Source organism: Streptomyces sp. NBC_00252 (assembly GCF_036187565.1).
In the GTDB taxonomy this organism is placed as follows: domain Bacteria; phylum Actinomycetota; class Actinomycetes; order Streptomycetales; family Streptomycetaceae; genus Streptomyces.
Genome location: NZ_CP108087.1, coordinates 126,208 through 140,501 on the forward strand (window position 1 = coordinate 126,208; position 14,294 = coordinate 140,501).

Here is a 14,294-nt window from a genome sequence, read left to right on the forward strand (position 1 = left end):
CCGGCAGCCGCTCCGGGCAGCGCACATGCATCACCACCGGCACACGGCACACCCCTTTGTCCGTGTTCACCGCACCCGCCTCTCACACCCCGCGCTATCGAACGCGCGAGTTGTGTGCACCACGGACCACGACTCTGGATCAATGAGACTGAGCACGATAGATGGCCCTTGAGCACGCTACTTGGCCTCTGAGTGTTGTAGTTGGCCGGAGTCACGTACCGACGTCTACCGCCCAATCCGGCGGGCCGTGCGGGATTGCGTGCACAAGGCAGGCAGCCGGGCGGTTTCTTCCGATCCGGCCAGGCTTTCGCCCAAGGCCAGCAGCGAGAGGAGCCGCACCGGCCGACCGGCGGTGGCGGCGGCCTCCAGTTTGTGGTGTCCGTCGAGGAGGAAGTGGGTCAGGCCCCAGTGCACGAAGTAGTCGTCTCCTCGGTCGATGGCGGGCTGGCACACGTCCAGGGCGGAGATCGCCACCGCCGTGGGGACCGTTCCCTGCTCCATGAGTGAGACGTATTCCTCGACACGCTCCCGCTCGTTCCACGTCGGGGGAACCATGGGCACGACGAACTCGTAGAGGTGGGCGTCCGAGTCGACCGCGGTCTCGAAGGTCCGGTATTACGGGGTGTGCGGGTACTCCGGAAGGGGCTCTGTCCGCAGTTTCGTGACGGACACCGCGGTGTTCACGACTATTCGGCTTTCCGGAGGCCGGCTTCGACGACGAGTCGGTGATACTCGGCCTCAGCGGCCGTGTCCAGGAAGGTCACCCGGTGCCACCGGGCCCGGTCGTAGCCGTCGCTCTCGCGCCAGGCATAAACGATGCCGCAGAGCTGGTTCCAGTACTCCGCGATCATGGTGAGTCGCCGCTTTTCCCTGGCGATCCGCTCGTCCTCGGTCGGCGAAGGGACTAAAGCGGGTGGTGGGGCGGAACGGTTGCGGAGACGTCCTCTGTTGGGGCCGCGGATTTCTGATTCGAGCGCCAGCACGAGGGCGGACATCGCCTCAGCGAGAGCTGCGGCCGTGCGGTGCTCCTCCGTGTCGCCATCGTGAGCGCGCTCCAGCGATTCCAAACGGGGTGCCAGAAACTCCAAGATCGCCCAGGCGTCTTCCACCGTGACGTCCACGGCGTGGTGCAGCGTGAGCTCCGGATCGGTGGTCATCAGCGGGCTTCGGCTCCGTATAGATGGGGTGCGTTGAGAATGATCATTCGTAAACAGCGGCACTGTAGGCGACGTGCCGGATGACCTTCCATCCTCCTCCGGACCTACTCGGCGATAGTCAAGGTTGGGTGAGGATGCGGGTCCGCAAGAGGTCGAACGAGGCTCGGCCATACATTGCTCGCCTGAGGGTTTTCAACCGGTTCACGTGGCCTTCGACCACCCCAGAGCTCCAGGGCAGGGTGAGTCCGGCGGCGAACGCGACGATCCAGCAACGTCTGGTGCCGGTGCACCTGTTCTACGACTTCCCTGTCGAAGAGGGCTGCGTGAGTCGAATCCCGTGGGCCGTGGGCGGTACACGCCTGGTCGGCGTGCGACCTACTCGAGGGCGGCTCCGAGGGAATGTTTTCGGGGCCGCCCCCGAGCCGGGTGTTGATGGCGACGTGCGCGGCGTAGATGCCGGGAGGCCAGGCGGCCGCGTGTCTGATAGGTGTCAGAGGCTGAAGACGAGTTCGGCCTGGTCGCGCTTGGTGGCGTGCAGGTCCCAGTAGGCCGGGGAGATCTCCTCGGGCTGGGCGGTCGGGAATCCGGGGACGGCCGGCGTGCCGATGGACACGTTGATGGCGACGTGCGCCGCCTGGACACCGGTGCCGTCCAGTTCCTTGTGCAGGTTGATCACCCAGTTGCGCAGCGCTGCGGCGGCGGCGTTGACGTTGGCGATCTGCGGAACAGGGTCGACGGAGCCGGCACCGGTGGTGAACAGCAGCGTGCCCGCGCCGGCCTCCTGCATGGCGGGCAGCACCGCGCGGGTGGCGGCGATGGCTCCGTAGAGCTGGAAGTCCATCTCGTGCTGCACGTCGGCTGGCTCGGTGGCGGCCGGGGTGGTCATGACGGTCTGGAGGCCGCCGACCGGGGAGTACTCCAGGACGTCGACGCCGCCGAAGTGCGCGGCCGCGTCCTTGAGCGCCTGGGTGAGGGCGGTGCGGTCAAGAACGTCGGCAGGAAAGGCAGCGGCGGCGATGCCCTCGGCGGCCAGCTCGCCGGCAAGGTCTTCGAGCTTGGCCCGGTTGCGGGCGATCAGTGCGACGTTGTAGCCGTGGGTGCCGTAGGTGCGTGCGATGGCGAGACCGAGCTGAGGGCCGGCGCCGACGATGGCGATGGTGGGCATGAGAGAGCCTTTCACTGGAATGGAGATGGATAGGGCTATCCATCCCCTTCCCGGAAAGCCCTATCCGGTTCGGATCTCACCGTAACACGGGAATCGGATAGGGCGTTCCGGTTTGCTAGTATGGTCGCCATGAGCCCCCGAGACCCGCACCCCGAGGCCAGCGCTGACACGGCCGTTTCCACAGGTCAGTCCAGGCGCAGCGATGCGGAGCGCAACCGGGGGCGGATCATCGCCGCCGCGCGCACGATCTTCGGGCGTGACGGGCTGAACGCGTCGATGGCGTCGGTCGCACGGGAGACCGGGGTCGGGATCGCCACCCTCTTCCGCCACTTCCCTCGCAAGGAAGATCTCGTCGCCGCGGTCTTCACCGACCGCATGAAGGCGTACGCACAGGCCACCACCGAGGCCCTGGCCGACCCCGACCCGTGGAACGGCTTCACCGGCTACATCCAGGACGTCTGCGCGATGCAGGCCGCCGACCGCGGCTTCGCCGACGTTCTGACCATGAGCTTCCCCGGCGTCCCGGAACTGGAGCAGCACCACGCCCAGGCGTACGAGGGCTTCCTCGAACTCATCGGCCGTGCCAAGAACAGCGGGCATCTGCGCGAGGACTTCACCAGCCGGGACCTCGTGCTGCTACTGATGGCCAACGCCGGAGTCCTCAGCGCCATCGGCGACGCCGCCCCGGACGCCTGGCGGCGCATGGTCGCCTGGATGATCCAGTCCTTCGAGGCCCCGGCCCGCGGCCCTCTGCCGGACCCGCCGGAAGACGCTGCGCTGTACGAGGCCATGCGCCGCGCCAGCCTGAACGTCACCACACCCGACACCGGCAAGCGACGCTGAACCAGCGACCGGGGGCGAGACCTCCGCGGGTCTTCACCGTAGGTCCGCACTCCTTCAAGGCTGGTGGTGTCCCAAGTAGCGGGCACGGAGTCACTGGCGCCGGGCAGTGGGCAGGCGCTTCCACTACCGAAAGCGCTCGACGAATCTGATTCCACAGAATGCGCACCTGGCACGCCATGTGGCTCGAGCGCATCGACCGCCAGATCGCCTACATCCGCAAGCGGCAGGCCGAAGAGGAACGCGGACGCCGCAGCCGCCCCCGGCCCCCGGACTGGGCCGTCGAACTCAGCCGAGCCACCAGCGGACCCCTCCAGGTCCACGACGGCACGTGCGGCATGAAGGGCAAACGGCACCGCGCGGTCAGCCGCGACGCGCCGCCTCCTCACCGCGGACGCGGTACCGGCGTGCCCGGTGTGCCAGCCCGACACCCAGCTGCACATTCATCGGCGGCTTAGCCGACCGGCGAAACCGCCCCGGCCGCGCGGACGCTCGAGGACCATCCAGGCGCCCCGCTCTCCTCGCCGCCGCCCACATCCTGTCCACCCGCACGCCGTTCTCCTCTCCTGCTGTGGGGCGTGGACTTGAGGGGGGTGGAGGGGATGCCCGTCTCCCGACCGCGACCCCATCCGCGTGCGGCAGTCTCACTCGACGTGCAGGATCGCCGTTCCGGCGTGCTCCCCTTCCCGGACCGCCCCTCAAGGCGGTCTCAGCACAGCCGCAGGAGCGCAGGTCACAGCCACCCAGTACTGCGGCATCGATACCTTCCCCCGGCTTCGCACAGTCTGGTACCGCATTCGGTACCTAGCGGGGTACCTTGACTCTATGCCTGCACTCAATGTGGAATTCACCGAAGACGAACTGACACGGCTGCGCGGTCGGGCGGCTCTGGCGGGCCGGAGCCTGAAGCAGCACGTGCACGACGTGACCGTGCAAGAGGCCGACCGGCTCGCCTTCGTGGAGGGAGCGGTTGAGGAAGCCGCCCGGGTGCTGCCCGGCGTCACGGCCCGGTTTCCCGAGGGACAGCGGTGAGCCCAATCATCCGCGTCGATGTCGGCTGGGTCCTGCAGATCCAGTCCGCGATCTCCCCGCTCAACGTGCCCATCGCGGACTGGGGCGCCCTCGGGTTCATGGCCGACCGGCACACGTTCGAGCGGGAGCGCGGCGTCCTCTACTACGAGGAGGCCGCCTCCCGGGCCGCGACCTTCCTGCACACCGCACTGCTGCTGCGTCCCTTCACCGACTACAACCTGGTCATCGGCTGGGCCTGCGCCAGCCAGTACATGCGCGTCTCCGGCCAGCCCATCCAGGCCAAGGACGATGACCTGTACGACCTCACCCAGGCCGTCCGTACGCAGCAAGCCGATCTGCGCACCGTCGCGCTGCGCCTGGAGTCCTGGCGCAGCGAGTGAACCGCCGGGATGGCGCGGTCCGCCGTCAGTGACATCGAGCACGGCCGGCGCCAGGTGGACGCCCTCGAACTCGCACGCCTCGCCTGAGCGACCGGCACCGACGTCGACCTGCCCGGCCGACGGCCGCGCCCGCCCCCGCCGACCGTTCTTCCCCTCCCCGCCAGACTCGGGGGTCGAGCATGAAGTGAACCGGTCACGGGCCGCTTTGGGGCTGTTCGTGGCCGGTGTGTTCGCCTCGGTGCCGCGCAGGGACCAGCGGGCCAGGGCGAGTGCTCTCTGCGCGGACTGATGCTGGATGGCCGGCGCAATTCGATCAACCCGACACCCTCCGCGGATGGCGAGGCGCTGACCAGCCGGTTGTCACTGGCCGAGGGCACCGTTCTGTTCCAAGCCGTCCAGGAACTGCTCGTGCACCTTCAGCTCACGCCCTCTGCCTGGGCTCGTCACAACGATGGTCTTCGCCTCCGCGAGCGACGTGGGACCCGCCCCCAGCAGTTCACGCGTGATCACCACGGCATCAAGCACCTCGACCCGGCGCTCAGCCAGCAGCCGCTGCACGGCAGCCATCCCGCCGTCCCCGGCCAACAGCGGTCGGCACTCGTCGACGAGCGCTTCAAGGCGGGCCATCCTCTCCGGGCTCCATCCTCTGATCGCCATCGCGCTGTTCCTTCCCTCGCGGATCCGAACTCTTCCCCGATCAGGCGCTCGGCATCCGGCCGCCGCCCACTAGAAATGCCTCGCTCATAGACCTGGCCGCTGAGCTTCCCGCCTTCGTCTTCAGCCGTCTGCTCGGCTTCTGCAAGCAGACCGCAGTGAACTGGATGGCCGAGAGCGGCGGCGACGCGCCCTATGCCGCGCCCCGAGTCCGCGGCGCGGGCAGCGCCCGCCCGGCGAGCCAGGGCGACGCAGCGCTGGCGCCCGCGTGCGCCATGACCTGCACGCCCGAAGTTGGACGGCGCTTCATCCGCATCGGCTGGAGCTGTCCTGCACCATCAGCAGAGCCGCACCGGTGGTGTTGTGTGCACCCAGCTCAACGCCGGATGAGGCCGAGATCGGTGGCGGCAGCGACGGCGGCGGTGCGTGAGTCGACGTCGAGTTTGGTGTAGATGCGGGCGAGGTGGGATTTGACGGTGCCTTCGGTCAGGTGGAGCCGGTTGCCGATGGCTTGGTTGGACAGGCCGTCGGCGACCAGGGTGAGGACTTCGCTCTCGCGCCGGGTCAGAGTGGTGCCTGGTGTGCGGAGCCGGTTCATCAGCCGGTCGGCGACTGTGGGCGCCAGTGTGATGCGTCCGGCGGCTGCGGTACGTACGGCGGCGGCCAGGTCCTCGGGCGGGGCGTCTTTGAGGAGGTAGCCGGTGGCGCCGGCTTCGATGGCGGGCAGGGTGTCGGCGTCGGAGTCGTAGGTGGTGACGATCAGTACACGGGGGGCTCCGGGGCGGGCGGTGATCTGGGCGGTGGCTTCGGCGCCGCCCATGCGCCCGCCGAACTGGAGGTCCATGAGCACGACGTCGATGTCGCCCTCGGCGGCGCGGGTGACGGCGGCCTCGGCGGTGGCGGCTTCGGCCGTGACGACGAGGCCGGGCTCGGTTTCCAGCACGGCGCGCAGTCCGGCCCGTACGACGGGGTGGTCGTCGGCCAGGAGCAGGCGGATGGGGGTGTCGGTCACGGGCGGGCCTCGGGTTGGTTCTCGGCTGGCGGGGTGAGGGGCAGCTGGGCGGCCAGGGCGGTGCCGTGGCCGGGGGTGGATTCGACGGTGAGGGTGCCTTGGAGTGCCTGGGCGCGGGCGCGCATGGCGGCCAGGCCGAATCCGCCGGTCTCGGGGTCGGGGGCGGGCAGGCGGGTGGGGTCGAAGCCGCGTCCGTCGTCGGTGACGTCGAGGGCGACATGGTCACCGAGGTAGGAGAGCGTGACATCCGCGGTGGTTGCTTCGGCGTGGCGGACGGTGTTGGCGAGGGCGGACTGGGCGATGCGCAGCAGGGCGACCTCGTGCGGGGTGGCGAGCGGGGTGGGCTCCCCGGTGAGGTGGAAGCGTGTGGTGAGCCGGTGGCGGGCTGAGGCGGTGGTGCACAGGCGCTCCAGGGCGCCGGCCAGTGTGGTGCCTTCCAGCGTGGGCGGGGTGAGGGCGGCGACGAAGCGGCGGGCCTCGGCGAGGTTGTCGACGGCGGCCTGCCGTGCCTGGTCGATGTAGCGGGCGGCGTTCTGCGGGGTCTGGGGCAGGGCGCGTTCGGCAGCGCGCAGCAGCAGCTGGATGCTGGACAGGCCCTGGGCGAGGGTGTCGTGGATCTCGCGGGCCAGGCGGTCGCGTTCGGCGAGCACGCCGGCGGTGTGCTGGGCGGCGGCCAGGTCGGCGCGGGTGGCGGTGAGCTCTTGGATCAGCCTGCGGCGGTGTTCGCTTTCCCGGTACAGGGCCTGGTAGCCCCACACCACCGCGACTGCGACTGCGGCACCGAGGGCGGGGCCGATGGCCATGGCGGGGTGGAAGGAGCCCTGGTGGGCGGCGAAGCCCGCGATGGCCGCGGCGGTGGTGGCGGCCACGACGGCCAGTCCGGCGCGGCGGGGCAGCAGGTGCAGCTGGAGGAAATAGAGCGGGAAGGCCACCCACACGGCATCGGGGGACAGCGCCAGCAGCACCAGCCAGCAGGCGCCCACGGCGGCAAGCCACAGTGCGGCGGCCCGCCGCGAGCGGCGTATGGCCGGCAGTACGGGCCCGGCCGCGTACATCAGGCCGCACACCGCTGCCGCGGCGACGATCCAACCGGCGTGGGGCCAGCTGCCGGTCACGGCCCGGCCGGCGGCCAGCACGAGCAGGCCGATGACCAGCAGGTGCAGGCACCAGGACAGGGCACGGGTGGTCGGGGTCAGGGCGGGGGCAGCGGTCTTCACAGTGCCTCCCAGGTTACGGAGGCTGCAGCTCCGGGACCTCCGTCGAAAGTTAGAACCCGCGCGCCGCCTTTCGGCCCGCCAGGTGCCATCCTGCGCCAGACGCGCGCGCAGGGGGTCGGCGGCGACGGTGGAGTCATACCGGTTCCGCCGCTGGAAAGGACAGTCCAAGGCCGTGTTCGTCGCCTGGAGAGACCTGAAATTCGCCAAGGGGCGCTTCGCTCTGATGGGGACCGTCATCGTGCTGATCACCCTGCTGGTCGGGCTGCTGTCCGGGCTGACGGCCGGACTGGGCCAGCAGAACATCTCCGCGATCACCGGCCTGCCTGCCGACAAGATCGCTTTTCAGGCACCCGGCGGGGGGCAGGACCCGTCATACTCCAACTCCACCGTCACCCCACAGCAGTGGAAGAAGTGGTCCGCGGCGCCCGGTGTCGAAAGCGCCGAACCGCTGGGTATCACCACGACCAAGGCCACCGCAGGGGACAAGAGCACCGGGGTCTCGGCCTTCGGCGTCGAGCCCGGCTCCCGCCTCGCCCCGGACAGGGACAAGATCACCGGCAACGAGGTGGTGCTGTCCACCGCGGCGGCCGACGATCTCGGCGTGAAGCCCGGCGACTCCCTCACCCTGGCTGGCCAGCAGCTGAACGTGGCCGCAGTCCAGGGAGACGCCCACTTCAGCCACACCCCGGTGATCTGGACCAGCCTGGACACCTGGCAGAAGATCGCGCCGCCCACCGGCACCGACGGCGCAGCACGTGCGACCGTCATCGCCCTGAACATCACCTCCAAGGCCGATACGGCCGCCACCGACCGCCAGGCCGGCACCACGACGCTCACCACCGACGACTCGTTGTCCGCGATCGGCTCCTACACCTCCGAGAACGGCTCCCTGCAGCTGATGCGCGGCTTCCTGTTCGCCATCTCCGCCCTGGTCATCGGCGCCTTCTTCACCGTCTGGACCATCCAGCGCAGCGGTGACATCTCCGTCCTCAAGGCACTGGGTGCCTCCACTGCCAATCTGCTCAAGGACGCCCTCGGCCAGGCCATCGTCCTGCTCGTCGGCGGCACCCTCATCGGCACCGGCATCGCCGCCGCCCTCGGCGCCCTGGTGTCCGGCTCCGCCGAGCCTTTCCTCCTGACCCCTGCCACCGTCCTGCTCCCGGCCGCTGTGCTGATCGTCCTCGGCGCGCTCGGCGCCGCGCTTTCCATCCGCCGTATCACCTCCGTCGACCCGTTGGCCGCCCTGGGGAGCGCCCGATGAGCCTGAACCTGACCGACATCACCCTCACCTACCCCGACGGCGGCACCCGTCTGACCGCCCTCGACCAGGTCAGCCTGGAGGTCCCCAAAGGCAGCCTGAGCGCCGTGGTGGGCCCCTCCGGCTCCGGCAAGTCCAGCCTCCTCGCGGTCGCCGCCACCCTGATCACCCCCGACACCGGCACCGTCACCATCGACGGCCAGAACACCACCGGCCTCAGCCGCGGCCAACTGGCGGAACTGCGCCGCCACAAGATCGGCATCGTCTTCCAGCAGCCCAACCTGCTGCCCTCCCTCACCGCCGCCGAACAACTCCAGGTCATGGCCCAGATCGACGGCCGCAAACCCCGCACCGCACGCGACCGGGCGATGGAACTCCTCGACGCCGTCGGCCTCGCAGACCAGGCGGGCCGCCGCCCCCACCAGCTCTCCGGCGGCCAGCGCCAGCGCATCAACATCGCCCGCGCCCTGATGAACACCCCCACCGTCCTCCTGGTCGACGAGCCCACCAGCGCCCTCGACCACGAACGCGGCGCCGCCGTCATCGACCTCATCACCCAACTCACCCGCCAACAGGCCACCGCCACCGTCCTGGTCACCCACGACCGCGCCCACCTCACCGCCGTCGACCAGATCACCGAAGTCCACGACGGACGCCTGCGCCTCCCGGCCGCGAACCGGTAAGAGATCGGCTTGCACGAGCCACAGGGCCCAGCCAGCCCGGCGTACGACGAGCATTCCGCAGGTCCCAGCACTGACGGTCAGCAGCCTCACCAAGAGGCCGCCGGGCCCTCAGCCAGACCGGCCCTCCCTTGACCCGCACCAGCCTGAACCCGCGATGCTGCCGATCCTCCCAGCGTCGGCACAGGCCCGTCAGTCCAATAAACAGATCCCTTTCGAATTGCGGGCATGATCCATTCAGAATGCGAGCAGAAAACGCCGGTACGGTCAAATCGAATCCCCGCTGACCATAATTGAATCGGTTCGTCAAGAGCAGACTTGCCATCGGCCGGAATTCGTCTCAGCGAACCGGAGATCAGTGAAAAACCGCACATCACAGTACTGATCCGCCGCCTGCCGAGACCGTTGATGTATATTCTTTGGGCACACAAAATTGCCTTCCGGTTGGTAGTCCGGACCGCAGGTCACGGTTTTCCTGATCTGCGCCAACACTCTCCCCGAGTGGGAGTCCCGGTGTGCTCCGAGTACGAGAAGAAATCTGCACTGGGAGTACTGTGTCTGGAATGCGTATTGTCATCACCGGCGGCGGGCTCGCCGGGCTGACGCTGGCCCACCATCTCAACCGGCACGGCCTGGACGTGGCCGTCTACGAACGCGACGCCGGGATCGCGGCACGCGAGGCCGGATACCGGATCCACATCAACTCCACCGGCACCTCCGCGCTGCACGCGGCCCTGGAACCGCGCCTGTGGGACCTGTTCCTGGCGACCTGCGGCATGCCGAGCGACGACATGCTCCTCTTCGACGAACAGCTCAACCCCCGCCCTGGCCGGGACAGGGCCGCCACCGAGGGCACCGGCGTACCCGCCGACATCCCCGAGCACCTGGTGGTGTGCCGCTCCACCCTGCGCCGCATCCTCCACCTCGGCCTGGAGAAGGCCGTGCACTTCGGCGCCAAGGCCACCGGATACCGCACCAACCCTGACACGACGGTCACCGTGCTGCTGGAGAACGGCGACACAGTCGAGGCCGACGTCCTCATTGCCGCGGACGGCATCAACTCCGCCGTCCGCGCACAACGTCTGCCCCAGGTCCAGGTCGCGGACCTCGGCTCCCGGCACATCGCCGCAAAGATCCACCTCACCGACGAAGCAAAGGCCAAACTGCCCGCGCAGTTGTTCAACGCCTTCTCCCTCGCCTACGACGCCGATTTCACCGGCCTGACCCTCGGCCCGCTGGAACGCACCGACCCCGCCTCACCGCTGATCGCCGAGCAGGACCCCGCCTTCCAGCACGAAGCCACCGCCGACTACGCGCTGAGCATCTTCAACTCCCTGCCCGAAGGGATGCTCTCCGACGAGGAACTCTTCACGGCCACACCAGATCAGCTCAAAGCACACGCGCTGCAGCGTGTCGCCACCTGGCACCCGGCCCTGGTCGACACCGTCCGGCTCTGGGACACCGCCACCGTGCAGGCCCTCAAGTGCCGCAGCTGCGTACCTGTCGACGACTGGGAACCGTCCAACATCACCGTGATGGGCGACGCGATCCACGCCATGAGTCCCGCCCTGGGTATCGGAGCCAACACCGCACTGCGCGACGCGCACACCCTGGGCGATCAACTGCTCGCCGTCGCCGCCGGCGACCAGCCACTCCTTGACGGCATCGCCGCCTACGAACACGCCATGCGCGAGTACGCCTACCACGCGCTGCGGATGTCCGCGTTCGTCGGCCAGAAGGTCATCGGGCACCTGCCCCTGCCCGAATAGCCCCCTGGGCTCGGGCGGCAAATATCAACACCCCGCCCGAGCCCACAGACCGCTCAGGACATACCCCGGCGTCGATACCCCCACCTCCTCACACCCGATCAGCTCATTGCCCCCCGGCCTGCGCCCTGCCCCCCCGGCCCGGCCCTGTTCGATTACCGACCTGGGTTAATGCCACCCGGAGACTTGAAAACAGGTGCTGAGAGGGCATTTGATCTAGGCGTATTGCACTGTATGCCCTAGTAGGTTCCTCGCCAGGTTGGCGTGGTCTCGTCCGTTATGCGTTTGGCCAGGTTGTCGATCGAGGCGATGTGGATCATGGCTTCGGAACTGGCAGTGAGGGTCTCGTAGTCGCGGGCGAGGCGGCGGTGCATCATGATCCAGCCAATGCTTCGCTCTACTACCCAGCGCCTTTTAACGACGTGAAATCCGCGAACTCCGGGGTTTCTGTTGACGACTTCGACGTCGATTCCGAGGCGGGCGCCGTGTTCGATGACGGCATTTTTGAATCCGGTGTCGACCCAACTCTTGGAGATGGTTGGGTACTTCTCTTTCGCTTGGTCGAGGAGGCGTATTCCCAGGGCGTTTTCCGAGAGGCTGGCGGCGGTGACGGTCACGGCGAGGATGAGGCCGATGGTGTCGGTGAGGATGCCGCGCTTCCTGCCGACGATCTTCTTGGCGGCGTCGGTTCCCTGGCTGGTCAGGGGTACGTTGGTGGAGGTCTTCACGCTCTGGGTGTCGATCACGGAGGCGGTCGGTTCGGGCTTGCGGCCGTCCTTGACGCGGGCCAGGCCGGTCAGGTCGTGGTTGAGCTGGGCGAGGATTCCCTCGTCACGCCAGGCGGCGTAGTAGAAGTAGACGGTGCCGTGGCCCGGGAAGTCGTGCGGGAGGTACTTCCAGGGGATTCCGGTGCGGTTGATGTAGAGGAGTGCGTCGAACACGTCGCGCAGTTCGACTTTGGCCGGCTGTCCCGTCGGCCGGCGTTCGAGGCGGGCCTTTCTCCAGGCCGCCAACGTCGGCTCAATCAGGGCCCATCGGGCGTCGGACAGGTCGCTGGGGTACGGCTTGCGCTCGCTCACGGCGCAGCGTGATCATGAGTACGGCGGAGGGGTAAGTTCCGCGGGAACTCGGGCGATTCTGTGGTGTTTTCAAATCAGACGGGTTTTCGGGCATGAAGCTGCATGAGACGGACAGCCGAGTGCTCTGCCCCGCCGGGTACTAATAGTGCCTACCCGACGAAGACACCCAAAGCGAGACATGGGCAAAACTCACATACCGAAAAAGAGCTATGTGAACGCCCACTCAGAACAGTCCATCGTCGTGTGGGCCGGGTGCACGAGGTGCACCGTCCGGCCGTGCTTGCGTGCCATCTCCAGCAGCGCGGTCTTGGTCGCGCCGATCGCGGCGTCGGCGGCTTTGCGGGCCATCGTGGACTTGGCGAGGAACTTCGGACGGAAGTCCTCGACGGCGATGGCGTCGTGGTCGCGGACGACGCGCTTGGCCCACTTGCGGGCGGTGTCCTGACGCTGCCGTGCCACCTTCTTGTGCAGCTTCGCGGTCTGCTGCTGTGCCTGGCGGCAGCCCTTGGACGCGGCCTGCCCGGGAGTGGGCTTGCGGCGGGCCATCATCCGCTGGTACCGGGCCAGTTTCTGCGCGGCGTGCTTCCCGTGCTGGGCGTGTGGGAGGTCGTGGGCGTCGGATGTGGTGGTGGCGGTTTCCTTGACGCCCCAGTCGATACCGAGCACGGCGCCGGTGGCGGGGAGCGGCTGGGCTTCGGTGGCGACGACGAACGACGCGTACCGGTGCCCGGCCGCGTCCTGGTACACGCGCGCCGAGGAGGGCATGGCCGGGAGGTCACGGGACCATACGACGCTCAGGACGATGCCCCCGGCCAGGTGCAGGCGGCCCTTCCTTCAGCCGGAAGCCCCGGGTGGTGTAGTTCAGCGTGGGCAGCGCCTCACGCTTCTTCTTCACACCCGGCATCCCGGCACGCTGCCGCACGGGCAGCCGCTCCTTGACGTCCTTCAGCGCCTTGGCGCGGGACTTCGCAAAATCGCGGACGATCTGCTGCTGAGGAACCGAGGAGCCCTCGCGCAGCCACGCGTTCGCGGTCCGGGCCTGAGTCAGCATCCTGTCCAGGCCCGCAGGGCCACACGTCACCTTCTCCGCACCCTCGGCCAGGGCCCGGTTGGCGATGCAGGTCTGCCTCGACTTGGCAACGCACTCGTTCCAGATCCACCGGCAGCGCGCCCACTCGGCCATGAGGCCGGTGCGGGCGGTCGACGAAACGCGGAGCCGGTAGGTGTACCGGGCGTGCCCGGCATCCTCCGAAGCCTTCCATCGTGTCGAAATGGTGTCACTCTACCACTTGTTGGCCACTTGAAACACACTACTCTGGAGTCATGGATGAAGAGAAGCGCATCACCCTCCGCCTGCCCGCATACCTCCATGAATGGCTGGTCGCACAGGGCAAGTCCACCCGCAGGTCCCTCAACTCCGAGATCGTCTACCGCCTGGAGGTCGAGCGCGACGCCGCCATGGCAGACGCCGAACCGCCCTGACGGCGATTCGGCTTTCCCTGCCCTGCTCCGCAGGAGTCCGATTCCTCCCCGGCCTGAAGGCCTGGGCATCCTCGGAGGTTCCCGGTGAAACGCGATGACGAGCGCCTTGTTGTCGGCAGCGGACACGAGCTTCTTCTGCTCTCTGGGTGCCGGGTCGTGCGTCAGAGGGCCATGGAGTCGCGGACGAGCGCCGTGTCGACGAACTGTTCGAAGCGGACGATGTGTCCTGCGCGTACGACGAAGTGGTGGGCGACGCGGACGTCGATCTGCTTCCCGGTGGCCTTGTTGGTCGCGGTGTAGCGGGCGAGGACCACGACGTTCTCGCCGTCGACGACGTAGGTGTCGTCGTGGGCGGTCCAGCCGTCCCAGTCCTGGCCGAGCTTCTCCATGACGCCCTCGGTGACGCCGTCGGGGGTGCGGTACGTGCCGGCGAGGGGGAAGCCGGCCATCTCCGTCCACTCCACGTCGGGGGCGAGGGTGGCCCGAAGCGCCTCCAGGTCACCGGCCGCGGAGGCGAGGTACTGACGCCGTACGACGTCGGCAGGGGCGGTAGAGGTAGCGAACTCGGCCAT

General features: G+C 68.4%; 14 protein-coding genes and 3 pseudogenes. 8 read left to right on the top strand and 9 right to left on the bottom strand.

Features of this window, described 5'->3' with window-relative positions; translation table 11 throughout:
* Positions 1–225 precede the first annotated feature (225 nt).
* From OHT77_RS00485 to OHT77_RS00495, 3 genes and pseudogenes are all read right to left on the bottom strand, one after another.
* Positions 226–642: pseudogene (locus OHT77_RS00485) on the bottom strand (hypothetical protein); the annotation flags it as partial.
* A gap of 44 nt (positions 643–686) precedes the next feature.
* Entirely contained in the window at positions 687–1,157 is a 471-nt protein-coding gene (locus tag OHT77_RS00490; protein WP_328825861.1) for a hypothetical protein, read from the bottom strand.
* A 490-nt stretch (positions 1,158–1,647) separates the two neighbouring features.
* Positions 1,648–2,322 carry an SDR family NAD(P)-dependent oxidoreductase gene (locus OHT77_RS00495; RefSeq protein ID WP_328825863.1) on the bottom strand — a complete coding sequence of 225 codons (675 nt, stop codon included), beginning with the start codon at positions 2,320–2,322 and terminating at the stop codon, positions 1,648–1,650.
* A gap of 129 nt (positions 2,323–2,451) precedes the next feature.
* On the opposite strand from OHT77_RS00495, the gene OHT77_RS00500 reads away from it, so the two are divergent.
* The 4 genes and pseudogenes from OHT77_RS00500 to OHT77_RS44930 form a co-directional block, all read left to right on the top strand.
* Positions 2,452–3,165 (top strand): TetR/AcrR family transcriptional regulator, encoded by a 714-nt coding sequence (locus tag OHT77_RS00500; protein ID WP_328825864.1) that lies wholly within the window; start codon positions 2,452–2,454, stop codon positions 3,163–3,165.
* 822 nt (positions 3,166–3,987) lie between these two features.
* Positions 3,988–4,194 carry a hypothetical protein gene (locus tag OHT77_RS00505; RefSeq protein WP_328825865.1) on the top strand — a complete coding sequence of 69 codons (207 nt, stop codon included), beginning with the start codon at positions 3,988–3,990 and terminating at the stop codon, positions 4,192–4,194.
* Positions 4,191–4,574, top strand: a complete 384-nt coding sequence (locus OHT77_RS00510) for a hypothetical protein (protein WP_328825866.1) — start codon at positions 4,191–4,193, stop codon at positions 4,572–4,574. Before OHT77_RS00505 ends, OHT77_RS00510 begins: the two co-directional genes overlap by 4 nt.
* Positions 4,575–4,758: 184 nt before the next feature.
* Positions 4,759–4,895, top strand: a pseudogene (locus OHT77_RS44930) (IS701 family transposase); the annotation flags it as partial.
* A gap of 39 nt (positions 4,896–4,934) precedes the next feature.
* Here the strand turns inward: OHT77_RS44930 and OHT77_RS00515 are convergent.
* The 3 genes from OHT77_RS00515 to OHT77_RS00525 form a co-directional block, all read right to left on the bottom strand.
* A complete protein-coding gene (locus OHT77_RS00515) occupies positions 4,935–5,201 on the bottom strand; it encodes a hypothetical protein (RefSeq protein ID WP_328825867.1) in 267 nt (88 codons plus the stop codon).
* Positions 5,202–5,604: 403 nt separating this feature from the next.
* Positions 5,605–6,240, bottom strand: coding sequence for a response regulator transcription factor (locus OHT77_RS00520; RefSeq protein ID WP_328825869.1), 636 nt, complete (start codon positions 6,238–6,240; stop codon positions 5,605–5,607).
* Positions 6,237–7,457, bottom strand: coding sequence for a sensor histidine kinase (locus OHT77_RS00525; protein WP_328825870.1), 1,221 nt, complete (start codon positions 7,455–7,457; stop codon positions 6,237–6,239). Before OHT77_RS00525 ends, OHT77_RS00520 begins: the two co-directional genes overlap by 4 nt.
* A 172-nt stretch (positions 7,458–7,629) precedes the next feature.
* Between OHT77_RS00525 and OHT77_RS00530 the strand changes: the two genes are divergently transcribed.
* The 3 genes from OHT77_RS00530 (at position 7,630) to OHT77_RS00540 (ending at position 11,164) form a co-directional block, all read left to right on the top strand.
* Positions 7,630–8,718, top strand: coding sequence for an ABC transporter permease (locus OHT77_RS00530; RefSeq protein WP_328825871.1), 1,089 nt, complete (start codon positions 7,630–7,632; stop codon positions 8,716–8,718).
* Positions 8,715–9,398, top strand: a complete 684-nt coding sequence (locus OHT77_RS00535) for an ABC transporter ATP-binding protein (protein ID WP_328825873.1) — start codon at positions 8,715–8,717, stop codon at positions 9,396–9,398. The genes OHT77_RS00530 and OHT77_RS00535 overlap by 4 nt, the downstream gene beginning before the upstream one ends.
* A gap of 560 nt (positions 9,399–9,958) precedes the next feature.
* Positions 9,959–11,164, top strand: coding sequence for an FAD-dependent oxidoreductase (locus tag OHT77_RS00540; RefSeq protein ID WP_328825874.1), 1,206 nt, complete (start codon positions 9,959–9,961; stop codon positions 11,162–11,164).
* 236 nt (positions 11,165–11,400) lie between these two features.
* On the opposite strand, the gene OHT77_RS00545 is transcribed toward OHT77_RS00540, so the two are convergent.
* Both OHT77_RS00545 and OHT77_RS00550 read right to left on the bottom strand, forming a co-directional pair.
* Positions 11,401–12,240: an IS5 family transposase gene (locus OHT77_RS00545; RefSeq protein WP_328825875.1), complete on the bottom strand. Its 840-nt coding sequence runs from the start codon at positions 12,238–12,240 to the stop codon at positions 11,401–11,403.
* A 225-nt stretch (positions 12,241–12,465) separates the two neighbouring features.
* A pseudogene (locus OHT77_RS00550) lies at positions 12,466–13,423 on the bottom strand (RNA-guided endonuclease InsQ/TnpB family protein); the annotation flags it as partial.
* 140 nt (positions 13,424–13,563) lie between these two features.
* On the opposite strand from OHT77_RS00550, the gene OHT77_RS00555 reads away from it, so the two are divergent.
* Positions 13,564–13,722, top strand: coding sequence for an Arc family DNA-binding protein (locus OHT77_RS00555; protein ID WP_328825876.1), 159 nt, complete (start codon positions 13,564–13,566; stop codon positions 13,720–13,722).
* A gap of 161 nt (positions 13,723–13,883) precedes the next feature.
* Here the strand turns inward: OHT77_RS00555 and OHT77_RS00560 are convergent, their stop codons facing one another.
* Positions 13,884–14,294, bottom strand: a complete 411-nt coding sequence (locus tag OHT77_RS00560) for a nuclear transport factor 2 family protein (RefSeq protein WP_328825878.1) — start codon at positions 14,292–14,294, stop codon at positions 13,884–13,886.

What these genes read in the sequence shown, in the direction of transcription:
- OHT77_RS00555 (WP_328825876.1), top strand. Translation starts at nt 13,564, where the DNA reads ATGGATGAAGAGAAGCGCATCACCCTCCGCCTGCCCGCATACCTCCAT.
- OHT77_RS00500 (WP_328825864.1), top strand. Translation starts at nt 2,452, where the DNA reads ATGAGCCCCCGAGACCCGCACCCCGAGGCCAGCGCTGACACGGCCGTT.
- OHT77_RS00495 (WP_328825863.1), bottom strand. Translation starts at nt 2,322, where the DNA reads ATGCCCACCATCGCCATCGTCGGCGCCGGCCCTCAGCTCGGTCTCGCC.
- OHT77_RS00515 (WP_328825867.1), bottom strand. Translation starts at nt 5,201, where the DNA reads ATGGCCCGCCTTGAAGCGCTCGTCGACGAGTGCCGACCGCTGTTGGCC.
- OHT77_RS00505 (WP_328825865.1), top strand. Translation starts at nt 3,988, where the DNA reads ATGCCTGCACTCAATGTGGAATTCACCGAAGACGAACTGACACGGCTG.
- OHT77_RS00490 (WP_328825861.1), bottom strand. Translation starts at nt 1,157, where the DNA reads ATGACCACCGATCCGGAGCTCACGCTGCACCACGCCGTGGACGTCACG.
- OHT77_RS00535 (WP_328825873.1), top strand. Translation starts at nt 8,715, where the DNA reads ATGAGCCTGAACCTGACCGACATCACCCTCACCTACCCCGACGGCGGC.
- OHT77_RS00540 (WP_328825874.1), top strand. Translation starts at nt 9,959, where the DNA reads ATGCGTATTGTCATCACCGGCGGCGGGCTCGCCGGGCTGACGCTGGCC.
- OHT77_RS00560 (WP_328825878.1), bottom strand. Translation starts at nt 14,294, where the DNA reads ATGGCCGAGTTCGCTACCTCTACCGCCCCTGCCGACGTCGTACGGCGT.